The 22,316-nt window shown below is 60.2% G+C and carries 28 protein-coding genes; 8 read left to right on the forward strand and 20 right to left on the reverse strand.

Annotated elements, in window-relative coordinates; genetic code table 11:
• Positions 1–178: 178 nt before the first annotated feature.
• Complete coding sequence (locus tag C5F70_RS18230; protein WP_017844675.1) at positions 179–2,080, reverse strand: potassium transporter Kup; 1,902 nt, start codon at positions 2,078–2,080, stop codon at positions 179–181.
• 313 nt (positions 2,081–2,393) lie between these two features.
• On the opposite strand from C5F70_RS18230, the gene rimO reads away from it, so the two are divergent.
• From rimO to tsaA, 5 genes are all read left to right on the forward strand, one after another.
• On the forward strand, positions 2,394–3,734 hold the full coding sequence (rimO, locus tag C5F70_RS18235) for a 30S ribosomal protein S12 methylthiotransferase RimO (protein WP_104903822.1): 1,341 nt from the start codon (positions 2,394–2,396) through the stop codon (positions 3,732–3,734).
• A gap of 115 nt (positions 3,735–3,849) precedes the next feature.
• Complete coding sequence (locus C5F70_RS18240; protein ID WP_046384503.1) at positions 3,850–4,323, forward strand: GNAT family N-acetyltransferase; 474 nt, start codon at positions 3,850–3,852, stop codon at positions 4,321–4,323.
• 71 nt (positions 4,324–4,394) lie between these two features.
• Positions 4,395–5,105 (forward strand): rRNA pseudouridine synthase, encoded by a 711-nt coding sequence (locus C5F70_RS18245; RefSeq protein WP_017844672.1) that lies wholly within the window; start codon positions 4,395–4,397, stop codon positions 5,103–5,105.
• 68 nt (positions 5,106–5,173) lie between these two features.
• Positions 5,174–5,635 carry a DUF1456 family protein gene (locus C5F70_RS18250; protein WP_017844671.1) on the forward strand — a complete coding sequence of 154 codons (462 nt, stop codon included), beginning with the start codon at positions 5,174–5,176 and terminating at the stop codon, positions 5,633–5,635.
• A 3-nt stretch (positions 5,636–5,638) separates the two neighbouring features.
• The gene (tsaA, locus tag C5F70_RS18255; RefSeq protein ID WP_046384504.1) at positions 5,639–6,334 is read left to right on the forward strand and encodes a tRNA (N6-threonylcarbamoyladenosine(37)-N6)-methyltransferase TrmO; all 696 of its coding nucleotides are present in this window, start codon (positions 5,639–5,641) and stop codon (positions 6,332–6,334) included.
• Positions 6,335–6,451: 117 nt separating this feature from the next.
• Here the strand turns inward: tsaA and fpr are convergent, their stop codons facing one another.
• Positions 6,452–7,231: a ferredoxin-NADP reductase gene (gene fpr / locus C5F70_RS18260; protein WP_017844669.1), complete on the reverse strand. Its 780-nt coding sequence runs from the start codon at positions 7,229–7,231 to the stop codon at positions 6,452–6,454.
• Positions 7,232–7,356: 125 nt separating this feature from the next.
• Between fpr and C5F70_RS18265 the strand changes: the two genes are divergently transcribed.
• The gene (locus tag C5F70_RS18265; RefSeq protein ID WP_017844668.1) at positions 7,357–8,283 is read left to right on the forward strand and encodes a LysR family transcriptional regulator; all 927 of its coding nucleotides are present in this window, start codon (positions 7,357–7,359) and stop codon (positions 8,281–8,283) included.
• A 3-nt stretch (positions 8,284–8,286) separates the two neighbouring features.
• On the opposite strand, the gene C5F70_RS18270 is transcribed toward C5F70_RS18265, so the two are convergent.
• From C5F70_RS18270 to C5F70_RS18280, 3 genes are all read right to left on the reverse strand, one after another.
• Positions 8,287–8,649, reverse strand: coding sequence for a diacylglycerol kinase (locus C5F70_RS18270; protein ID WP_017844667.1), 363 nt, complete (start codon positions 8,647–8,649; stop codon positions 8,287–8,289).
• 75 nt (positions 8,650–8,724) lie between these two features.
• Positions 8,725–9,375 carry a response regulator transcription factor ErdR gene (erdR, locus tag C5F70_RS18275; protein WP_017844666.1) on the reverse strand — a complete coding sequence of 217 codons (651 nt, stop codon included), beginning with the start codon at positions 9,373–9,375 and terminating at the stop codon, positions 8,725–8,727.
• Between the two features lie 252 nt (positions 9,376–9,627).
• Positions 9,628–10,347, reverse strand: coding sequence for a tRNA-uridine aminocarboxypropyltransferase (locus C5F70_RS18280; RefSeq protein ID WP_026139758.1), 720 nt, complete (start codon positions 10,345–10,347; stop codon positions 9,628–9,630).
• A 198-nt stretch (positions 10,348–10,545) separates the two neighbouring features.
• On the opposite strand from C5F70_RS18280, the gene C5F70_RS18285 reads away from it, so the two are divergent.
• Positions 10,546–10,986 carry a PA3611 family quorum-sensing-regulated virulence factor gene (locus C5F70_RS18285; protein ID WP_017844664.1) on the forward strand — a complete coding sequence of 147 codons (441 nt, stop codon included), beginning with the start codon at positions 10,546–10,548 and terminating at the stop codon, positions 10,984–10,986.
• Positions 10,987–11,365: 379 nt separating this feature from the next.
• Positions 11,366–12,478 (forward strand): TIGR00730 family Rossman fold protein, encoded by a 1,113-nt coding sequence (locus C5F70_RS18290; protein WP_104903823.1) that lies wholly within the window; start codon positions 11,366–11,368, stop codon positions 12,476–12,478.
• 59 nt (positions 12,479–12,537) lie between these two features.
• Here the strand turns inward: C5F70_RS18290 and recX are convergent, their stop codons facing one another.
• The 15 genes from recX to C5F70_RS18360 form a co-directional block, all read right to left on the reverse strand.
• Positions 12,538–13,005: a recombination regulator RecX gene (gene recX, locus C5F70_RS18295; protein WP_017844662.1), complete on the reverse strand. Its 468-nt coding sequence runs from the start codon at positions 13,003–13,005 to the stop codon at positions 12,538–12,540.
• 8 nt (positions 13,006–13,013) lie between these two features.
• Complete coding sequence (gene recA / locus C5F70_RS18300) at positions 13,014–14,072, reverse strand: recombinase RecA (protein ID WP_017844661.1); 1,059 nt, start codon at positions 14,070–14,072, stop codon at positions 13,014–13,016.
• Positions 14,073–14,155: 83 nt separating this feature from the next.
• Positions 14,156–14,656, reverse strand: coding sequence for a CinA family protein (locus C5F70_RS18305; protein ID WP_017844660.1), 501 nt, complete (start codon positions 14,654–14,656; stop codon positions 14,156–14,158).
• 81 nt (positions 14,657–14,737) lie between these two features.
• A complete protein-coding gene (locus C5F70_RS18310; RefSeq protein ID WP_017844659.1) occupies positions 14,738–15,238 on the reverse strand; it encodes a lysis system i-spanin subunit Rz in 501 nt (166 codons plus the stop codon).
• Complete coding sequence (locus C5F70_RS18315) at positions 15,226–15,783, reverse strand: glycoside hydrolase family 19 protein (protein WP_017844658.1); 558 nt, start codon at positions 15,781–15,783, stop codon at positions 15,226–15,228. The genes C5F70_RS18310 and C5F70_RS18315 overlap by 13 nt, the downstream gene beginning before the upstream one ends.
• Before the next feature lie 22 nt (positions 15,784–15,805).
• The gene (locus tag C5F70_RS18320; protein ID WP_079442964.1) at positions 15,806–16,816 is read right to left on the reverse strand and encodes a contractile injection system protein, VgrG/Pvc8 family; all 1,011 of its coding nucleotides are present in this window, start codon (positions 16,814–16,816) and stop codon (positions 15,806–15,808) included.
• A gap of 12 nt (positions 16,817–16,828) precedes the next feature.
• Entirely contained in the window at positions 16,829–17,041 is a 213-nt protein-coding gene (locus tag C5F70_RS18325) for a tail protein X (RefSeq protein ID WP_017844656.1), read from the reverse strand.
• Complete coding sequence (locus C5F70_RS18330) at positions 17,034–17,417, reverse strand: phage tail protein (RefSeq protein ID WP_046484905.1); 384 nt, start codon at positions 17,415–17,417, stop codon at positions 17,034–17,036. Before C5F70_RS18330 ends, C5F70_RS18325 begins: the two co-directional genes overlap by 8 nt.
• On the reverse strand, positions 17,417–18,595 hold the full coding sequence (locus C5F70_RS18335; RefSeq protein ID WP_104903824.1) for a hypothetical protein: 1,179 nt from the start codon (positions 18,593–18,595) through the stop codon (positions 17,417–17,419). The genes C5F70_RS18330 and C5F70_RS18335 overlap by 1 nt, the downstream gene beginning before the upstream one ends.
• 128 nt (positions 18,596–18,723) lie before the next feature.
• Entirely contained in the window at positions 18,724–19,296 is a 573-nt protein-coding gene (locus tag C5F70_RS18340) for a phage tail assembly protein (RefSeq protein ID WP_104903825.1), read from the reverse strand.
• A gap of 50 nt (positions 19,297–19,346) precedes the next feature.
• The gene (locus C5F70_RS18345) at positions 19,347–19,853 is read right to left on the reverse strand and encodes a phage major tail tube protein (protein WP_104903826.1); all 507 of its coding nucleotides are present in this window, start codon (positions 19,851–19,853) and stop codon (positions 19,347–19,349) included.
• Positions 19,853–21,019 (reverse strand): tail protein, encoded by a 1,167-nt coding sequence (locus C5F70_RS18350; RefSeq protein WP_017844650.1) that lies wholly within the window; start codon positions 21,017–21,019, stop codon positions 19,853–19,855. The genes C5F70_RS18345 and C5F70_RS18350 overlap by 1 nt, the downstream gene beginning before the upstream one ends.
• Before the next feature lie 2 nt (positions 21,020–21,021).
• Complete coding sequence (locus C5F70_RS30850; RefSeq protein WP_177410562.1) at positions 21,022–21,195, reverse strand: hypothetical protein; 174 nt, start codon at positions 21,193–21,195, stop codon at positions 21,022–21,024.
• An 86-nt stretch (positions 21,196–21,281) separates the two neighbouring features.
• On the reverse strand, positions 21,282–21,518 hold the full coding sequence (locus C5F70_RS18355) for a tail fiber assembly protein (RefSeq protein ID WP_104903827.1): 237 nt from the start codon (positions 21,516–21,518) through the stop codon (positions 21,282–21,284).
• Positions 21,519–21,527: 9 nt separating this feature from the next.
• The gene (locus C5F70_RS18360; protein ID WP_256588431.1) at positions 21,528–22,274 is read right to left on the reverse strand and encodes a hypothetical protein; all 747 of its coding nucleotides are present in this window, start codon (positions 22,272–22,274) and stop codon (positions 21,528–21,530) included.
• Between the last annotated feature and the right edge of the window lie 42 nt (positions 22,275–22,316).

Raw genomic sequence — 22,316 nt, forward strand, 5'->3', positions numbered from 1 at the left:
GCTCGCGAAAGCCTCATGGGCACCGCGTTTATCCAGGATCGACGCGTTACCGTTAAGGTTTTTCGCGGGCAAGCCCGCTCCTACACAACAGTGCTTAGAGCCTAGTCGACAACGAGGGATTGCACAGGGTTCAGAAGACAAAGCGGGAGCCGATTGCCGGCTCCCGTCCAACAACCGCTTACATTTCGACCTGGGTACCCAGCTCGATCACCCGGTTGACCGGGAGTTTGAAGAACCGCAGGTTGCCGTTGGCGTTCTTCAACATGAACGCAAACAAGCCTTCGCGCCAGCGGGCCATGCCTTTGATGCGCGAGGCGATGACCGTTTCGCGGCTGAGGAAGTACGTGGTACGCATCGGGCTGAAATCCAGATCATCCAGGTGGCACAGCTTCAGCGCTTCGGGCACGTCCGGCTCATCGGTGAAACCGAAGTGCAGGATCACGCGGAAGAACCCTTCGCCGTAGGCATCCACCTCGAAGCGCCGTGCGGCGGGAACGCGGGGAATGTCTTCGTAGACCACCGTCAGCAACACCACTTGCTCGTGCAACACCTGGTTATGCAGCAGGTTATGCAACAGCGCATGGGGCACCGCGTCGGGCCGCGCGGTGAGGAACACGGCGGTGCCCTGCACGCGATGGGGCGGCTGCACGCGGATACTGCTGATAAAGATCGGCAGCGGCAGGCCGCCCTCGTCGAGGCGGTCCATCAGCAGTTCCTTGCCGCGTTTCCACGTCGTCATCAGGATAAACAGCACAATCCCCGCCAATACCGGGAATGCACCGCCCTGGACGATTTTCGGCACGTTGGCGGCGAAGAACAGCCCGTCGACCAACAGGAAACCGATCAGTACCGGAATCGCCAACACCGGTGGCCATTTCCACAGCAACAGCATCACTGCCGACACCAGGATGCTGGTGATCAGCATGGTGCCGGTGACCGCCACGCCGTAGGCCGAAGCCAGCGCGTTGGACGACTCGAAACCCAGCACCAGCAGGATCACGCCGACCATCAGCGACCAATTCACCGCGCCGATATAGATCTGGCCCTGTTCGGCGCTGGACGTATGCTGAATGTGCATGCGCGGGATGTAACCCAGTTGGATCGCCTGACGGGTCAGGGAGAACGCGCCGGAAATCACCGCCTGGGACGCAATCACCGTGGCCAGGGTAGACAACACCACCAACGGAATCAGCGCCCAGCTCGGTGCGAGCAGGTAGAACGGGTTACGCGCCGCTTCGGGGTTTTCCAGCAGCAACGCACCTTGGCCGAAATAGTTGAGCACCAGCGCCGGCAGCACCAGGGCGAACCAGGCACGCGCAATGGGTTTGCGCCCGAAGTGGCCCATGTCGGCGTACAGCGCTTCGGCACCGGTCAATGCCAGCACCACGGCGCCGAGAATCGCCACACCCATGCCTGGGTGGACTATGAAGAAACGCACACCCCACACCGGGTTCAATGCGTTGAGCACTTCCGGATGCTGGCTGATGCCATGCACGCCCAGGCCCGCCAGCACCAGGAACCACAACACCATGACCGGCCCGAACAGCTTGCCGATACGGTCGGTGCCATGTTTCTGGATCAGGAACAGCCCCACCAGCACCACCAGCGACAGCGGTACGACCCAGCGTTCAAGCCCTTCGAAGGCCAGTTCCAGGCCTTCTACCGCCGAGAGCACCGAGATTGCCGGGGTGATCATGCTGTCGCCGTAAAACAGCGCCGCGCCGATCAACCCGAGAATCACCAGCACCGAACGCAGCTTCGGATACGGCGACGCCGCTCGCCGCGCCAACGCGGTGAGGGCCATGATCCCGCCCTCGCCTTGGTTGTCGGCGCGCAGGATGAACAACACGTACTTGATCGAAACGACCCAGATCAGCGACCAGAAGATCAGCGCCAGTATCCCGAAGACTCCGTCCTGGTTGACCTGAACCCCATAACCTCCACCGAACACCTCTTTAAGGGTATAGAGCGGGCTGGTCCCGATATCGCCATAAACCACCCCGACCGCTGCCACCAGCATGCCAATCGGCTTGGCATTGGAATGCTCGGCACCCGCTGCCTGACTACTTGCCTGACCCATCAACCACTCCTGCCCTATGACCTGAGGTCTCTTATAAACAACGCATCTAAGCGGACCTTAGCATGCGCTGTTTTACTTCTCGTAACAGACGTTTTGTTGACCCAAGGATTTCACCCGTTCGCAACGGCGCGAAGCATAGCGCAGCACTCGTCGTATTTCCCTGCATAAAGCTGGTCAAGTGCGTTGCCCGTCGCTAGAATTGCGCACTTTTTGATCAGAGGCACAAAAGCATGCTCTTTTACGAGCGCGCCAAGTGCCCGTCTACCGCCTTGTCGTGCCCGACTGGCGGCGTCATTCAATACCGAGGTTAGACATGTCCACCACCATCGCAAAAGCCAACCCCAAGGTCGGCTTTGTTTCCCTGGGCTGCCCGAAGGCTCTGGTCGACTCCGAACGCATCCTGACGCAACTGCGCATGGAAGGTTATGACGTCGTGTCCACTTACCAGGACGCGGACGTGGTGGTGGTCAACACCTGTGGCTTCATCGACTCGGCCAAGGCGGAATCCCTGGAAGTGATCGGCGAGGCCATCAAGGAAAACGGCAAGGTCATCGTCACCGGCTGCATGGGTGTGGAAGAAGGCAATATCCGCAACGTACACCCGAGCGTGCTGGCCGTGACCGGCCCGCAGCAGTACGAGCAGGTGGTCAACGCCGTGCATCAAGTGGTGCCGCCGCGCCAGGACCACAACCCGCTGATCGATCTGGTGCCGCCGCAAGGCATCAAGCTGACCCCGCGCCACTACGCGTACCTGAAGATTTCCGAAGGCTGCAACCACAGTTGCAGCTTCTGCATCATCCCGTCGATGCGCGGCAAGCTGGTCAGCCGCCCGGTGGGCGATGTGCTGGACGAAGCCCAGCGCCTGGTCAAATCCGGCGTGAAAGAACTGCTGGTGATCTCCCAGGACACCAGCGCCTACGGCGTCGACGTGAAATACCGCACCGGTTTCTGGAACGGTGCGCCGGTGAAAACCCGCATGACCGAGCTGTGCGAAGCCTTGAGCAGCCTGGGCGTGTGGGTGCGCCTGCACTACGTGTACCCGTACCCGCACGTGGACGAGCTGATCCCGTTGATGGCCGCCGGCAAGATCCTGCCGTACCTGGACATCCCGTTCCAGCACGCCAGCCCGAAAGTGCTCAAGGCCATGAAACGCCCGGCCTTCGAAGACAAGACCCTGGCGCGCATCAAGAACTGGCGCGAGATCTGCCCGGAACTGATCATCCGTTCGACCTTCATCGTCGGCTTCCCGGGCGAAACCGAAGAAGACTTCCAGTACCTGCTCGACTGGCTGACCGAAGCCCAACTGGACCGCGTCGGCTGCTTCCAGTACTCGCCGGTCGAAGGCGCCCCGGCCAACCTGCTGGACCTGGCCGTAGTACCGGATGACGTCAAGCAGGACCGTTGGGAGCGCTTCATGGCGCACCAGCAGGCGATCAGCTCGGCGCGCCTGCAAATGCGCATCGGCAAGGAAATCGAAGTGCTGATCGACGAAGTCGACGAGCAAGGCGCCGTAGGCCGCTGCTTCTTCGACGCCCCGGAAATCGACGGTAACGTATTTATCGACGACGCCAGCGGTTTGAAACCCGGCGACAAGGTCTGGTGTACGGTGACCGATGCCGACGAATACGACCTGTGGGCCGAAAAGCGCGACTGATCGCATCAGGCGCGGATAAAAAAGTGAAAAAGCCCTGCTTCTGGACAAGATGCGGGGCTTTTTTGGGTCTATCGTTTTGCCCATCGACACCGAACATCCACAAAGGGCAGCGGGCATGCGTCAGCATTCGGTTATCCACACCCCTAAAACCAGCGACTACGCCGAGTTGGCGCGGATCTGGGAGGCGTCGGTGCGCGCCACCCATGACTTTCTGCCGGACAGCTACATCACGCTGCTGAAAAACCTGGTGCTGACCCGCTACCTCGATGCGGTGATGCTGATCTGCACCAAGGACACGCGCCAGCGCATCACCGGGTTCGCCGGGGTGGCCGCGGGCAAGGTCGAGATGCTGTTCATCGACCCGCAGCACCGTGGCCAGGGCCTCGGCCGGCAATTGCTGCGTTACGCGATCGAGCGCATGAACGCCGATGAGCTGGACGTCAACGAACAGAACCCGCAGGCGCTGGGCTTTTACTTCAAGCAAGGTTTCGAAGTCATCGGCCGCACGGAGCATGATGGCCTGGGGCAGCCTTATCCGCTGCTGCACATGCGTTTGCGCCAGGTGCAGCAAGAGGCGCGTCGGGGCTAAATGAAATGGGGCCGGGATTAACCGCGCCCACACAGGTACAATAGCGGCCCCCTTTTGCTACGGCCCTTGTCATGACTGACCCCATACGCCTCTCCAAACGCCTTATCGAACTGGTCGGTTGCTCCCGTCGGGAGGCTGAGCTGTTTATCGAAGGCGGCTGGGTCTCGGTGGACGGTGAAGTGATCGACGAGCCACAGTTCAAGGTCACCACCCAGAAGGTCGAACTGGACCCCGAGGCCAAGGCCACCGCGCCAGAGCCTGTGACCATCCTGCTGCACGCGCCGGTGGGCGTGGATGCCGAGACGGCAATGGCGTCGATCAGCGCCGAAACGCTGTCGGAAGAACACCGCTTCAGCAAGCGCCCGCTCAAGGGCCACTTCCTGCGCCTGACCGCCAGCGCTGACCTGCAAGCCAAGGCCAGCGGCCTGCTGGTGTTCACCCAGGATTGGAAGATTCTGCGCAAACTGACCGCCGATGCCGCCAAGATCGAGCAGGAATACGTGGTGGAGGTCGAAGGTGACATGGTTGCTCACGGCCTGAACCGCCTCAACCATGGCCTGACCTACAAAGGCAAAGAGCTGCCGCCGGTGAAAGCCAGCTGGCAGAACGAAAACCGCCTGCGCTTTGCGATGAAAAACCCGCAACCGGGGGTGATCGCCTTGTTCTGCGAAGCTGTCGGCTTGAAAGTCATCGCCATCCGCCGTATCCGCATCGGCGGCGTGTCCATCGGCAAGGTGCCGGTCGGCCAATGGCGTTACCTGTCCGGCAAAGAGAAGTTCTGAGCCACTCCCCCTTTTTCGACACCGCCTGCGTGGGCGGTGTCCACCGTTGAAAACCAGGATTGCCCACCATGATTCACAACGACGTACTGCGCAGCGTGCGCTACATGCTCGACATCAGCGACAACAAGATGGTCGAGCTGATCAAACTCGGCGGCATGGACGTGACCAAGGAAGACCTGCTGACTTACCTCAAGAAAGACGAGGAAGAAGGCTTTGTGTTCTGCCCGGACGAGGTCATGGCGCACTTCCTTGACGGCCTGGTGATTTTCAAGCGCGGCAAGGACGACAGCCGTCCGCCGCAACCGATCGAAACCCCGGTGACCAACAACATCATCCTCAAGAAGCTGCGCGTGGCCTTCGAACTGAAGGAAGACGACATGCACGCCATCCTCAAGGCTGCCGAGTTCCCGGTGTCCAAGCCTGAGCTGAGCGCGCTGTTCCGCAAGTTCGGCCACACCAATTACCGCACCTGCGGCGATCAGTTGCTGCGCAACTTCCTCAAGGGCCTGACCCTGCGGGTTCGCGCGTAAGCCATGAGTTACCAGGTCTCGCCCGTCGGCTTCGTGCGCTCCTGCTTCAAGGAGAAGTTCGCCATCCCGCGCCAACCGCAACTGGCGCCTGCCGCCCGCGGCGTGCTGGAGCTGGTCGCGCCGTTCGACCACGGCGAGGCGGTGCAGGGCCTGGAGCAGGTCAGCCATGTGTGGCTGCTGTTTCTGTTCCACCAGGCCCTGGAAGACAAACCCCGCCTGAAAGTGCGCCCGCCCCGTCTGGGCGGCAATAAGTCCATGGGCGTGTTTGCCACCCGTGCGACCCATCGGCCCAACGGGATTGGCCAGTCGGTGGTGAAGCTGGACAAGGTCGAACCGGGCCGGTTGTGGATCTCCGGGATCGATCTGCTCGATGGCACGCCGGTGCTGGATATCAAGCCGTATGTGCCGTATGCCGACATTGTCGACAACGCCACCAACGGCATCGCCAATGGCACGCCGCCACTGATTCCCGTGCAATGGCTGAAGACGGCTCTGCACCAGGCGCAAGGCCACGCTCAGCGCCTTGCTGAACCGCTGGTGGCGTTGATCGAACAGTGTTTGGCACAAGACCCACGGCCGGCCTATCAGACGCCCGGGCCCGAGCGTGAATATGGTGCGCAGTTCTGGGACGTGGATGTGCGCTGGCACTATCCCGAGGCGGGCGTCATCTGCGTGCTTGAAGTGATTGCAGCTAAATAAACCGAAAACCAATGTGGGAGGGAGCTTGCTCCCGATAGCGGCGGGTCAGTCACCGGATACATTGACTGACACTCAGCAATCGGGAGCAAGCTCCCTCCCACATTTTTTTGACCGCGTTTACTTCTCGACGAAGGCGCGTTCGATCAGGTAGTCACCCGGCTCACGCATGCGTGGCGAAACTTTCAGGCCGAAGCTGTTCAACACTTCGCTGGTCTCGTCCAACATGCTTGGGCTGCCGCACAGCATGGCGCGGTCGTCCTGGGGGTTGATCGGTGGCAGGCCGATATCGCGGAACAGCTTGCCACTGCGCATCAGGTCGGTCAGACGGCCTTGGTTTTCGAACGGCTCGCGGGTCACGGTGGGGTAGTAGATCAACTTTTCACGCAGGGCTTCGCCGAAGAATTCATTCTGCGGCAGGTGCTTGGTGATGAATTCGCGGTAGGCGACTTCGTTGACGTAACGCACGCCGTGGCACAGGATCACTTTTTCGAAACGCTCATAGGTTTCCGGGTCCTGGATCACGCTCATAAATGGCGCAAGGCCGGTACCGGTGCTGAGCAGGTACAGGTGTTTACCCGGCTTCAAATCGTCAAGCACCAGGGTGCCTGTCGGTTTTTTGCTGATGATGATCTCGTCGCCTTCCTTCAGATGCTGCAACTGGGAAGTCAGCGGGCCATCAGGCACCTTGATGCTGAAAAACTCCAGATGCTCTTCCCAGTTCGGGCTGGCAATCGAATAAGCGCGCATGAGCGGGCGGCCGTTGGGTTGTTGCAGGCCGATCATCACGAACTGACCGTTCTCGAAGCGCAAGCCCGGATCGCGGGTGCACTTGAAGCTGAACAGAGTGTCGTTCCAGTGATGAACACTGAGGACACGCTCGTGGTTCATGTTGCTCATGTACGGGGGACTCCTGGAGATGGGTCTGCGCCAAAATGATAAGTGCGCAATTGCACAGCATTCTAATGGCGGCGACAATATCTGTTAACTGGATTATTAAGATAAGGGTTATCGGTTATATCGATATGCGATTTACTCTCCGTCAACTGCAAGTCTTCGTCGCCGTCGCCCAGCAGGAAAGCGTCTCACGCGCTGCTGGCCTTCTGGCCTTATCTCAATCCGCCGCCAGCACCTCAATCACCGAGCTGGAGCGTCAATCCAGCTGCCAGTTATTCGACCGGGCGGGTAAACGCCTGAGCCTCAACGCCCTCGGCCGTCAACTGTTGCCCCAGGCGGTAGCCCTGCTGGACCAGGCCAAGGAGATCGAAGACCTGCTCAACGGCAAGTCTGGCTTCGGTTCACTGGCCGTCGGCGCCACGCTGACCATCGGCAATTACCTGGCCACGCTGCTGATCGGCAGCTTCATGCAGCAGCACCCCGAGAGCCAGGTGAAGCTGCACGTGCAGAACACTGCACATATCGTGCACCAGGTTGCGCATTATGAAATTGACTTGGGTCTAATCGAAGGCGACTGCAGCCACCCGGATATCGAAGTGCAGACCTGGGTGGAAGATGAGCTGGTGGTATTTTGCGCGCCTCAGCATCACCTGGCCCAGCGCGGCGTAGCTACCATGGAGGAATTGACCCATGAAGCGTGGATCCTGCGCGAACAGGGCTCGGGCACGCGCCTGACCTTTGATCAGGCCATGCGCCATCATCGCAGCGTGCTGAACATTCGCCTCGAGCTGGAACACACCGAGGCGATCAAGCGTGCAGTGGAGTCGGGGCTGGGGATTGGCTGCATTTCCCGGCTGGCGCTGCGCGATGCCTTCCGCCGCGGCAGCCTGGTGCCGGTAGAAACCCCGGACCTGGACCTGGCCCGGCAGTTCTACTTCATCTGGCACAAGCAGAAGTACCAGACCTCGGCGATGCGCGAGTTTCTCGAGCTGTGCCGCGCCTTCACCGCCGGGGTTCAGCGCAGCGACGAAATCGTACTGCCGAACATTGCCTGAGGCTTAGATCAGGATCACGGCCCACACCACGGTGATCATGGTCAGTGCCACGAATTGCGCGGCGCTGCCCATGTCCTTGGCGTTTTTCGACAGTGGGTGACGGTCCAGGGAAATGCGGTCGATGGCCGCTTCCACGGCCGAGTTGAGCAACTCGACGATCAACGCAAGCAGGCACACCGCGATCAACAGCGCCCGTTCGACGCGGCTGACATGCAGGAAAAAACTCAGCGGGATCAGGATGACGTTCAGCAACACCAACTGACGGAACGCCGCCTCACCGGTGAAGGCTGCGCGCAGGCCATCCAGGGAATAGCCCCCTGCGTTAAAGATACGTTTGATACCGGTTTGACCCTTGAAAGGCGACATAGATGTAGGCAACTGAACCAAAGAAGTGGGAAAACTAGATCACGCAAAGTCAAAAAAGCGTGAATCGACAATAGCTTAATGCTGCGAAATTGACTCAAGTTGTTGCAAGAGCAACGCCGCCTGGGTTCGCGTTCGCACCCCCAGCTTGCGAAAGATCGCGGTGACGTGGGCCTTGATGGTCGCTTCCGACACGCTCAACTCGTAGGCGATCTGCTTGTTCAACAAGCCTTCGCAGACCATGGTGAGCACCCGGAACTGCTGGGGCGTCAAGCTGGCCAGGCCATCGCGGGCAGCCTTGGCTTCGTCGGACACGTTGATCTCTTCAAACGCTTGCGGCGGCCAGGACACATCGCCCTCCAGCACCGCGCGCACGGCTTTCTGGATCTCTTCCATAGAGCTCGACTTGGGAATGAAACCGCTGGCGCCAAACTCCTTGGAGCGCACCACTACATCGGCTTCTTCCTGGGCCGAGACCATCACCACGGGAATCTGCGGGTATTGCCCGCGCAACAGCACCAGCCCCGAAAACCCATAGGCGCCAGGCATGTTCAGGTCGAGCAGCACCAGGTCCCAGTCGGATTTTTCGGTGAGGCGGGTTTCCAGCTCGGCAATGCTGGCCACTTCAACCAGACGGACATCGGGGCCCAAGCCCAGCGTTACTGCCTGATGCAGCGCACTGCGAAACAGCGGGTGGTCATCAGCTATCAGGATTTCGTATGTGGCCATTGATTAAATGATCCTGTTTTTTATGGCAGCCCTGATGGGTTCAGGGTTCGCCAATACACAAGGTAACGGCCAGGCAGCCATCACCACAGGGCATGCTCAACGTCAAAAGCACCTGAAACGACGTTGGAAATTCACGGTTGCGCCCTGATCGGCGCCCAGCATGCCCAGCGCAGCCTGGGTGGTCAAGCACTACGCCAATGGGCAGTTTAGCGGTTGTCGGATTTACGGTGCCATCATGCAAACGTCGTCTGGTTATACCGCCGGGATGTAGGGCGCTAGACGAGTATGGACGATATCCGTCGAGTCCAGCGGTAACTGGAACTTGGCGGCCAGATAATGGGTGCTGAACACATCAAGGTAAGCGTCCAGCACTTCGCTGGCCGCGCCGTCGTCGGCCAGCTCCAGGCACAGCGCGGCGACTTCAGCGGTGCAGAAATGATCATCCCGCTTGGAACGACGCAGTTTGTAGCGCGACAACTGCTCGGGGGCCAGGCTGAGGACCGGCAAATGCTCCAAATAGGGACTTTTGCGGAACATCTTGCGCGCTTCGCTCCACGTGCCGTCCAGCAGGATAAACAGCGGGCGCTTGCCCTCCCCCACCTTGACCTCACTGACAACCCGTTCCGGCGCGACAAATTCGCCGGGGAACACGATGTAGGGCTGCCACTGCGGGTCAGCCAGTAAAGTGAGCAGCCCGGGGTCGACCTCGGTGCGTGACCAGGCGAACGCGCTGGTGTCGTCAATCACATCGGCGATCAGCCAGCCGGTGTTGCTGGGCTTCATCGGTTCGACGTCGTGCATCAACAGGCACATCGCAGACCGGGCCTGGACCTTGGGCCGCCAGGCACACAAGCAATACGCGGGGATCACCCGGCAGCCGGGGCAGCGCTCGGCACGCGAACCCCGATTGACGAAAGGCCTGATGGCGCGCGCCAGGCGCTGGGTACGCAGACGAGAGACGGCGTGGCTCATCGGATGCGCCGCACGGAAAGGAAAATCGACACTGGGGGAACTCGAGGAAGGCTTAAGTGGCCGCAGTTTACCAGAGCCACACGCACTTCCCAGCAATACGCCTGGCTGTACCGGCCAGGGCTCACCTATAATTGCGCGCCACTGAACGCACAGCCCAGTGGCTGGTCTATGCACCAGTAACCGAATCAGGAGAGTTTCATGCTGCGTTCCATGCTGCGTCTTGTCGCCCCATCCGTCGCCCTCGCGCTGGTCTTGCCTGTTGGCGCCCAGGCGGCCTCGCTGCTGGAGGCCCAAATGAACAAGAAGCTGCAAAGCGTCGCGGCTGAAAGCAACAAAGACCTGCCCCGGGAAATCGATGAAAAAACCCTGGAAGTGGCCTACACCGTTGAAGGCATGCAGTTGATCGATCACCTCAGCGTGCAGCCTGATCGTGCCGAACAGATGCGTGCCAACCCCAAGGCGGTGTATTTCCAGCTCGGACAAAGCGTGTGCCTGAACCACGGCTACCGCGAGCTGATGGCCAAGGGCGCGGTGATGCGCTACGAGATCACCGAAAACAAGACCAACCGCCCGGTGGCTTCGGTGAAATTCGTCGAAGCAGACTGCCCGGCACCGACTGCGGCGAAGAAGAAAAAGTAACTCGCGCATGCCCCCCGCGCGCTGCTGTCCAGTGGCGCGCAATTCCCTCGTTTGTGTTTGCCGCCGAACGCTGCACGCTGTGACGTGAGACCAATAAGCGGTTGCCAGCCAAGGGTTTTTCGGCCCATGATCGTCTCATTCCCACAACCCGCTCAGCCCAGTTCCCATGCTGTTCTGTAACATTTTCAGGGCAAAACAGAGTTGTCCTCCTGCCATGTGCAGTGCAAAGGTTTTTAAATCACAAGGAACATACAGAGTCGCGCTTTGCCGCTTGGCGAACACCGTGCAATGCCATGGGCATGCAGCGACACATGCAGTGTCGTGGCCACGGACGAATATTTCGCCGCCCGCCCAGGCTCTGTGAAGAAGGAGAAGTTGAATGCCTTACGAACCGAATGACCGCCTGCTCCAGCATTTTGAAGCAAACGGGGTCGACCTCACGCAGCAGGTCGAAGCTCAACTCCAGTTGATCGCACCCAACAGCCCGAATATCCCCCTTTACCGCGACATGATCCTCACCGCGCTACGCATGGCACAGGACGACCGCAGCCGCTGGAACGCCAAAATCACCTTGCAAGCCATCCGCGAACTGGACCACGCCTTCCGCGTGCTGGAACAGTTCAAGGGGCGGCGCAAAGTCACGGTATTCGGCTCGGCGCGCACGCCGGTGGAAAGCCCGATCTATGCCCTGGCCCGGGAAGTGGGCGCGGCACTGGCGCGCTCCGATCTGATGGTGATCACCGGCGGCGGCGGCGGGATCATGGCCGCCGCCCACGAAGGTGCCGGCCTGGAGCACAGCCTGGGCTTCAACATTACCCTGCCGTTCGAACAGCATGCCAACCCGACCATCGACGGTACCGAGAACCTGCTGTCGTTCCACTTCTTCTTTACGCGCAAGCTGTTCTTCGTCAAGGAGGCCGATGCGCTGGTGTTGTGCCCCGGCGGTTTCGGCACCCTGGATGAAGCGCTTGAAGTGTTGACGCTGATCCAGACCGGCAAGAGCCCACTGGTGCCGGTGGTGTTACTCGATGCACCAGGTGGCGGTTTCTGGCAAGGCGCCCTGGACTTTATCCGCAGCCAGCTGGAAGCCAATCGCTATGTCCTGCCCACCGACCTGAAGCTGATGCGCCTGGTGTACAGCGCTGAAGACGCGGTGGACGAGATCAACCAGTTCTATGCCAACTTCCACTCTACCCGCTGGCTGAAGCGTGAGTTTGTGATACGCATGAATCATCCGCTCAGTGAGCGGGCGCTGGCTCAGGTGCAAAAAGAGTTCGCTAGCCTGCGACTGAGTGGAGACTTCCAGCAGCTCGCCTACACCGGAGAAGAGCACGACGAGCCGCAGTTCAGTCATCTGACGCGACTGGTGTTCAACTTCAACGGGCGTGATCAGGGCCGGTTGCGGGAGTTGGTGGATTACATCAACTTGCCGGAGAACTGGGCGCAGGCTCAGGGCAAGACACAACAACGGGTGGCGCCGGAGCCGGCGTGATTTTTGAGCAAAAAAAAGGCCCGCTATTTTCATAGCGGGCCTTTTATTTTTTGCGTTGTTCAGTCGTCCATGTCCCGACCGCTGAACAACCGGTTGATCATTTCCATCGAAAACCCGCGATAACTCAGGAAGCGCCCTTGTTTCGCGCGTTCCCGGGCATCAATCGGAAGATGCCCAGAAAACTTGCGACGCCAGGTATCTTCCAGCTGTGACTGCCAGCTGATACCGCACTCGCGCAGGGCGAGGTCGATGTCGGCGCGTTGCAGGCCGCGCTGGCTCAGCTCTTCACGAATTCGCGCGGGGCCGTAGCCGGAGCGCGCTCGGTAGGACACAAAACTTTCGAGGTAACGGGCTTCCGACAACAGCCCTTCTTCCGTCAACCGGTCGAGGGCAGTGTCGATCATCTCAGCGGACGCACCGCGCTGACGCAGTTTACGCGTCAGTTCGACTCGACCATGCTCGCGACGCGCGAGCAGGTCCATCGCAGTGCGCCGAACGGCGACGAGTGTATCCAGCACAACGGTCATCGTTTGGTTCAGACGTCAGTGTCGACTTCTTCCATTTCGTCAACCGGCGCACGGTTGGCTGCAGCTTTCACGTCCGGCGCGGGGGTCAGCAGCTTGTCGCGGATCTGCTTCTCAAGCGCGGCGGCGACATCCGGGTTGTCCGCCAGGAACTTGGCCGAGTTGGCCTTGCCCTGACCGATCTTGCTGCCGTTGTAGGCATACCAGGCACCGGATTTCTCGACAAAACCGTGCAACACGCCCAGGTCGATCATCTCGCCGTTCAGGTAGATACCCTTGCCGTAGAGAATCTGGAACTCAGCCTGACGGAATGGCGGGGCCACTTTGTTCTTAACGACTTTGACGCGGGTTTCGCTACCGACAACCTCGTCACCTTCCTTCACCGCGCCGGTACGGCGGATGTCCAGACGGACCGACGCGTAGAACTTCAGCGCGTTACCACCGGTGGTGGTTTCCGGGCTGCCGAACATGACGCCGATCTTCATCCGGATCTGGTTGATGAAGATCACCAGGCAGTTGGCGTTCTTGATGTTACCGGTGATTTTACGCAGCGCCTGGGACATCAGACGGGCCTGCAGGCCGACGTGCATGTCGCCCATTTCGCCTTCGATTTCAGCTTTTGGCACCAGGGCCGCCACGGAGTCGACCACGATCACGTCGATGGCGTTGGAGCGCACCAGCATGTCGGTGATTTCCAGGGCTTGCTCACCGGTGTCCGGCTGGGAAACCAGCAGGTCGTCAACATTCACGCCCAGCTTGCCGGCGTATTCAGGGTCCAGGGCGTGCTCGGCGTCGACGAACGCGCAGGTCGCGCCCATCTTTTGCGCCTGGGCAATCACCGACAGCGTCAGGGTGGTTTTACCGGAAGATTCAGGACCGTAGATTTCAACGATACGGCCTTTTGGCAGGCCGCCAATGCCGAGCGCGATGTCCAGACCCAGAGAGCCAGTGGAAATAGCCGGGATCGCCTGACGGTCGTGATCGCCCATACGCATTACGGCACCCTTGCCGAATTGACGTTCGATCTGACCCAGGGCCGCAGCCAAGGCTTTCTTCTTGTTCTCGTCCATTAAAGTCCTCACGTAATCAATAAGGCCTGACGGCCAACACCTGTATAAGTAGACAGTATTGTTCCACAAAGATCGGAGATCGCCTACCCCTGATTTTCTATTTCTGCTGCAGCTCGTCGCAACAAGCCCTCTAGCGCGGCCTTTACCGTTTGTCGGCGGACCTCATCGCGGTTGCCGGGGAAGTGCTGGCGCTCGGCCGTGACCTCGTCACCCACGCCGAACGCCAGCCATACCGTGCCCACCGGTTTTTCCGGCGAGCCGCCATCGGGCCCGGCCACGCCGCTGACCGCCACGGCAAAGCGCGCCAGGCTTTTTTCCTGGGCGCCCCTGACCATGGCCTCCACCACCTCGCGGCTGACCGCCCCCACTTTGCCGAACAGTGCCTCCGGCACATCCAACTGCCGAGTTTTCTGCCGGTTGGAATAGGTGACATATCCCGCCTCGAACCACGCCGAACTCCCCGGTATGCGCGTGATGGCTTCGGCGATGCCGCCGCCGGTACAGGACTCGGCGGTGGTGACGTGGGCATTGAGCACCTGTAGGCGTCGACCCAGTTCAGCGGCCAGTTGGGTGATTTCTTTCACGGAGGTCTCCTGGAATGAGCGGGCATTGGCCTACCCTACATGAGCCCATCGGCCATGCAAGTTGCAGTGTGCATCAAGACACTAACGCACGATGGCCCGCACATACGCCTGACAGGCGCGCAAGGCGATCACGGCGTTATCCGCGTCGTCGGTGATGGCGATAATTCGCTGAGCATGCGCCGGGTCAAGTCGGGCTCGCGGGGCTGCATGAACCACGCCGCCGGCGGCGGTGGCGGCAGGCATTGCGCAACCACTGGCGCTGTCGCTGGCGTCGAGAAGGACTGACAACCGCACATCAGCAGTGGCCAGGCGATCGCGCAGAGCGGCCTGATGACGTTGTGCATCGCTCAACTCCCGAGCATGTTGTTGGTCGATGGCGCTGAGTTGTTGCTCAAGCGCCAGCCGTTTGTCCTGCTGCGCCTGTTGCTGGCGCAAAGCTACCTGGCTTTGCTGGCTGAGCGCCTGCGCCTGGGCCGCCGATTGCGCCTCAAGCTGCGCGCCATAACGCCAGGCTTGCACCTGCCACACGAGCGCGCTCAACAGGCACACGCCGATCAGGCGCCAGGCCGCTAGGAAACGCATAGCACCGCCTTCGCACGCGTCCACAAGCGCAAACGCTCCTCCAGGCCGTTGAGACCGCCGTTGATGCGTCGGGTGATGGTGGTGAACTGGTCGTTGTCCGCCAGTTCGTTCAGGCCGTTGCTGTGCCAGAACCAGGCGGCGGATTCGGCGGCCCATTGCGGCTGTTCCAACAGTTCCGGTTGCAGCAGCAGGCGCTCATCGCCAAACAGCGCTTGGCTGCAGATTAAATAGTTGCGACGCCCGGTGACCTGAATCAGCCCCCTGCCCCGGTACTTCTGGCCGTCGCCATCCGCGTCGGCGGTGTTGCCCAGGCGAACGGCCAGGGGGCCGGTGTCGTATTTGCTCAGGTATTGATCGCTGCCGAGTTCGCGGACGTAGCGCAATTCGCCGGATTCATGGCCGATCTGGGCGAGGCAGGCGGCGAGGCGTTTCGGATTGTCGATCGCGTAGCGAGCGAATGCCGCATTTAACGGGGATAGAAAAATGCCCGCGCTGAGGCGAGCGCCCGGCATGATGTAAAGAAGCTGGGGCAGTGTTATCAGCATGGTGCCTACTCCGTAAAAGGTACTACGCCGACAACCCGCCGGCCGTGACCGAACTGCGATAGCCCGTCACCGGGTCGCCGACATGCGTCACCTTGGTGATCGACCAGCGCCCCTGCATGTAGGAAGGCCAGGTGTCATCCAACAGCAACAGCCCTTCGGCCGATAACAGCGGGTTCCCCGGACAATCGATCTGCAGCTTGAGGTCTTCACGACCCACGCGGCGCAATTCACCCTCAGCCACCGCCCGCGCCTCGGCTTCGTTCTGGCAGCGCTGGCGCAAGGTCTTGAAGGGCGCAACCCCGACCTGAACCACCCGCTGCTTGCCCGCGGCGGCATCCCACCAGGTGACGCGGCTGCCCTGGTATTTGGCGCGCGAGGTTTCGTCGAGCTTGGCGGTGATGAATGCTTGATCGCCGGGGCGATTGTCCTCGGTGACCGACAGTGTCACGTCCGGCAGTTGCTGGCCGGAAAGTGACTTGACCTGCCCGGCCTCGGCGAGCACGTACAGTTCGTTGATCGGTTTGGTGACGGCGCCATAACGTTTGGCAAGGCGGGTGATGAACGCCATGTCGCTTTCATTGGATTGGTCGATGTGGGCAATCGCAATGCCCTCCAGCGCCGGTGCCACCCGCGGCGAATAGCCGTGGCGGCTGACCAGTTGGCGAAACAGCGCGCCCAGGGTGATCGGTCCATAACTGGCGGATCGACGCTGGCGGTAACCACTGGCATCGCCCGCGCTGAATGGCGCCGCGGTGGCGACGATCAGCAAGCGCATGGGAAACAGCACCGGCGTGCGCTGGGTAATGACAAATTCGCCTTTTTCCACCAAGCCGGACTCTTGATAACCGACACGCAAACCGATCTTGCCACTCAGGCTGGGCAGGCCCTCCAGGCCCTCGATGTTGAGCGTCAGTTCAAGGCGGTCGGACTCAAGGCCCGCCGCGTCGGTATGGCTCCAGTGCATCAGACGTTGATTGAGCAGCGCCGCGTTGGCGCCATAGAACTCCACAATGGGCGTAAATCCCTGAGCCATGTAGCCTCCTTCTTAATCCCACGCCGAAACGAGGCGCAGCGCCGCCGGCCGCGAAGCCATTTCGGGCACGATCACCCACACGCCAGCCGGTAGCACCGGGCCGTATTCGGCAAGCGTGGGGTTCAAGCGCCAGAGGGTTTCTTCCGCGGCATCATCGCAACGCCCCAGCTCGCGGTAGAGCAGCAGGTTGACCGAATCACCGGCAATACTTCGCACTCTACGCATTGATGAATTCCTCCAATTCAAGGCTCCAGGTCATGAGCATGGCGGTACCGTCATCGATCACGTTGCTTTGGGTTTCCATCACCGAATTGATCCGCCACAGGCCCCAGTTGCGGCCAATGCCATCCACCAGAGGCAGCGGCACGCGTTGATTTTGCAGGGCGCGCAACTCGTCCAGGCGTTGCATGCCCACGCCGTACATCGCCGTGCCGCTGAAGGTGAGTTTTTCCAGCTTCTGGCCGTTCTGCCGCGACTGCGGTTTGCTCGCGATAATCGCCAGGTCAGCCCAGCCGCCGTCACTGTTACGGGTCAGCGAGGAATAGGCAAACCCACGGGACAGCCCAAAAATAAAATCGCCCAGCACCATCTGTTGTCGCATCAATCACCTCCTGGATCGGCCAGTGCCGCATTGCGCCGAACCCCGAGGGTGTCGGAGAGCATCGGCAGGCATTGGAATTGCAGAGCCTGGATCACCTGATTGACCACCTGCTGGGCATCGGCGGGGTTGACGCCGGTGATCTGGATGCTGGGGGCCAGGGTGACTTGCACGTTGTCCGTGCGTGCGCTGTTGAGTTCCTTGCTGACGGCATTGGGTGCGGGCAGGCGGTCAGCGGGGCTGAACAGTTTGTCCCCAAGCCAAGCGCCCGCTTCACTGCCGAGCAAGCCGCCGATTGCGCCGCCTACAGCCGTGCCGATGCCAGGCAAAACCAGGGTGCCGATGGCCGCGCCGGCAGAGGCGCCGGCCCAGGCACCGCCGGCCGTAGACAGGCCGGTGGTGACTGCTTTTGCGTCGCCATCGCGTATACCCTGGATCACATTGATGGCGGTGTCGGCATACTTCAACGGGCCGAGGCCACGGGGGACGGGCAACTCCCGCCACCGCGTCGACTTGGCGGTTTTTTTCGCGGAAGTCTTTTTCCCGCCAGAACGCTCATAGCCAGGCGGCAAGATGATGCTCGGGGTAACGGCGCCACGAAGAGACTCGCCGCTGCAGCAGCAGTCCTTGTCGTTGTCCTTGTCGGTGCCCTTGTCTTTGTCGTCTTTGAGCCACTTGCCGGCTTTGGGAAACTTTTGCGCCAGTGCATCGATGGCCTTGCCCGAGACCCTGCTCTTGGCCGTATCCCACAAACTCGAGCCCACATCCTTGGCAATGGTCTTCGCGGCATCGGCCCCGAACTGCAGGCTTTTGTCGACCCAGGAGTCGGCGGCCGGCGGCGGCTCCCTGGGTTGACTGTTCTGCGCCTGCGAGGCGCTATCGACCGTCCTGAGCGCCAGTGAATCACTGGTAATGAATAATGTGCTGTTGAGCGTTTCCAACGTCTCGCGCAACCGCACTTGCTCAAGGGTCAAGGCGTTGATATCCAGGCTCACCGTGACCAGCGCCAGGCCGAGTTCCGACGATGGCTGCGGTTCGGCATCCAGGCTGGAAGGCCCGACAAAACTATCAGGAAGGGGGGTCAGCACACTGTTGAGTGTCGCCTCGTTGGACAGGGCCGCAAAGGTCATCCAGCGCTTGTCTTCTTCGGCGAGCCTGATCTCGTATTGAGTCTCTTGCATCCCGCTCTACTCCTGTTTGACGCCAAGGCGAGTGATCGCGATGTCGTAGCGGCGCAGTGCTTTTCCGGCGTCCCAGTCGAGGATTTCCGCTTCATTGACCGAGTAAATCAGCGGCACCACGTCGAGGATTACTTCGATGTCGCGCTCCGAAAGAAGTCCGCCGGTTTGTTTAAAAAATCATCGATGCGCTCCTGCAATTCCGTCCAGTCAGGCACGGTCAGGCCAGCCAGGTCGGGGATCATCAGGCCAGTGCAGTGGGCGGTGATGAACTCGGCGCGCTCTTTGTTGGTGGCGAGTTTTTTCATCACTTTGGTCGCGCGCAGGGCGGGCATTTCCAGGGGCAGTTCGGTCCAGGTGCGGCCGGCCGCGTCGAGGGGCAACAGCAAGTGGACGGGCTGGTCGTGGGTCGCAGCTTCGGGCGCTTGCAGGAAGAATGACGCCGGGCGCGTCGACATCTCATGTACGTATTGGGCGATGCTCACGTAGTCCGGGCGCTTGAGTTGGTCGAGCTCTTTTTCCGACAGGCCGGTGGCGAGTTTCGCCAGTTCGAAGAATTGGTCGTCCTCGTCATCACCGGCCCGGGCCAGCGCGTCTTTTTGCGCGGCGTAGTACAGCGATTTGAGTTGCACCTGCTCGATCGTCGCGCCGGTGTCGGCGGTGATCGGGGCCAGCAGGAGGTGCAGCGGTGGCATCCAGGCCATGGGGCAATTCCTTGGTAAAGTATGGGGGCGAGTGAGCCCGCCCCCGGGGGTTAAGGCATCAACACCGCGCGGCGGGCGTCGCCCAGAATGTCGACGCCGTTGAGGACGAACTTCTGGGTACGCACGTCGATGTCGATCACCGAAATGCCGTTTTCCAGGCGGTTATAGGTGCGGCAGGACAGCTCCAGCGTGGTGGTGGCCTTCTCGCCCATCTTCAGCTTTGCCTCCTCCAGGGATTTGAGCTTGCCGCCCACGGTGTGGTAGGTGAAGTAGGTCTTGCCGTCCTGGTCCTGGCCGGCTTCACGCACGTTCAGCAGAATGTCGTCCCCCATCCGCACGCCCAGGGCCAGCATGATTTCCGAGCCGGCGCCTTGCAGGATCAGCTTGGCGTTGAGCACTTTGCCGCTCTTGGCCATTTCCTCGGCAATGAAGCGCCCGCCGGACATGGACTCCATGTCGAACTCGATCTTCGGCGGGGTGAACTCTTCCACGGTCGCGGACAGCGGCAGGCCTTGGAGGGTGGCCGCAATGGCCTGTCTGACTCGGTTGGTAAACATTAGAGAACGTCCTCCAGGAACTGCTCGATGATTTCATCGCGGGCGTTGAGTTGATAAATCATGTGTTCATTGGGCGCATAGCGACCGTAGTCGATAACGATGAACCAGGTGCCGTTCTTGTACTTCTCGACACTGTTCAACTCCGGGTGCAGGTACACACTGCCGCCGGGGATGGTTTCGTCGGCGACCAGGGTTTGCAGCCAATCGTTGATGCGCTTGACCTCCTGGTCCATGAAGGACTTGGTGAGGTTCTTAGCCATGGCCTTCTGGCCGGCCTTGACCAGCTTGCGGCTGATGGCGTCTTCCAGGCCGACGTAGCTGATGAACTTGCCGGTGATGGAGCGGTTACCCAGCAGCGAAAAACCGCCGAGGATGGTGCGGGCGTAGTAGCTCACGCCGTAGCGGTTGAGCAGGTCGCCTTCGGTGGACGTGTCGAGAATGTTGTACTCGACCACGCGGGAAACGTCCTCGGCGAAGGTCACCTGATTACCCGGGCTTTCCCACTGCTTGACCTTGGCCAGTGCAGCGATGGCCAGGGACGACGGCGAAAGAAACACGTTCTTCTTCGCGGCCTTGGAGTACACCGACGGCATGTTGTGTACCAGCAGGCAGCGGTCGAAACCGAGATCGGCACCGCCCAGTTCGCCGCTGTAGGTCACCTGATCGGCAACAGAGGCGTCCTTGCCATCCAGCACCACACGGGCCTTGATGCGCTTGCCGAAGGCGGCGAACTCGCTCGCCACAGCCTTGGTGCCGGTGAAGCCTGGGGCGCCGATGATGGTCAGGTCTTCCGGCACACTGCTCAGGGCCGCCAGGCCAAGTTTGCGCCCGGTGACCGGTTCGTTACCGCCGATCACATGGTTGATCGTGTCAGCCGGGGTTGCGCCCTCCTCCACGATCACCACGTAGACCGGTACCTTGACCACTTTGAGGATCTGGTACACCGCCTGAAACAGCGTGCCCGCCTCACTGCCGGTAGGGTCCAGCAGCGCCTGGGTGGTGAAGCTGTTGATGCGGAACGGGGCGTTTTTCGGGATCGACGCGTGGGCATTCGGCGCGGTGCCGACCAGGCCGATGACGTTGTCGCCAAGGCCGCCCATGGCCTCGGGGGACTCAGTTGCGTTCACAGTGATGCCGTTGTGCTCGAAGTTCAAAACCTCAGCCATGATTATTCAGCCTTCTTGGGGGTGGTATTGAGGACGCTGGTCAGTTCCAAGCGGCCAGCGGTGCGCAGGGCGGATGCTTCGACGTCCAGCAGTTCCAGTTCCTGGCCGGCGGTGGACCAATGGCCGGCGCCGGTGGGGAATGGGATTAGGACGGTGTAGGTTTGGCGGTTAGGCATGGTGGGAAAATCTCCGGGTGTAGAACGCCAAAGCCCCTGCGGGAGGGGCTTTGGGGGGGCGAAAAAAAACCGCTTTCGCGGTTGGTTTATTTGAGAAACTCAGGCTTGGGGGGCCATACAACGGCGTCAGGATCGCCTCCCTGATCAGGAATATCTCTCAAGCCCTGCCGGTACGCCAGGAAGGCCGATTTATTTTTATCCTGCATTGGATAATCGGGCATAGCCGCATAGTCACTGGCAGACAAATCCTGATCACGAGCACTACGAATGACCTGCCACTTAATAAGTGGATGAAGTTCTGAAGGTACAAAAACAGGTTTCATAAAATATCCTTAGCTCAAAGCCAACATAGTTCCCCAATCACCTGGATTGGTTACCACACCCGTGCATGCTCCCGCCAACATCACCTCAATGACACCGGAAGATGAAGTTCGCATAGGATGAAGATGATAATAAGCACCAAATAGTTCTGTCGGGGCAACGACCGTCGAACACCAGCGCCACTTACCTTTTTCAGCACCGACACTCCAAGCGCCGGTAACACTGCCTTCCAACACCCGAACGAAAGCACCGAGCGTTATATAAGAATTTAGAGGAACCGCACGCGTACCATTGGAAAGCGCGGTGTCAACAGTATAAGGAAATGCTAACCACGGGCTAACCCCAGAGGCTGCCCACTTCATTTGCCAGACATTCACAACGGTCCGCCAGTATTCACTCGCCCTAATATCAAACGTTGGAAACTGTTCGCGAATATCTGCTTGGACTTTTAGCATAAAATCTACATCCGCTTGCGGACGCCCGGTAGCTTGCGATTCAGTCGTAATTGAGCGCAGCTTAGTGCAGGCAACCTCGCCATGAATCCCCCAACCATCAATCAAGGTAGCATCAGCATTAGGGTACAAGTTAAAATTCTTCGTAACTGCCAACCGTGGCAATTTACGCTTGAGATCTAAAAGCTGCGAATCGTATGCCAATCGAGCATTAGCGATTGCCTCATCTATCTCGTCAATTTTCCCAGTAACCACACTGGCCAGATTATTAGCCGCACTGACGACGGCAGCAAGCTGTTGTTCCATACTCAAAATTATAACTCCTTAAGTTTTGTATCCAGAGCACCA

Source organism: Pseudomonas sp. LH1G9, assembly GCF_002949975.1.
Lineage (GTDB): Bacteria > Pseudomonadota > Gammaproteobacteria > Pseudomonadales > Pseudomonadaceae > Aquipseudomonas > Aquipseudomonas veronii.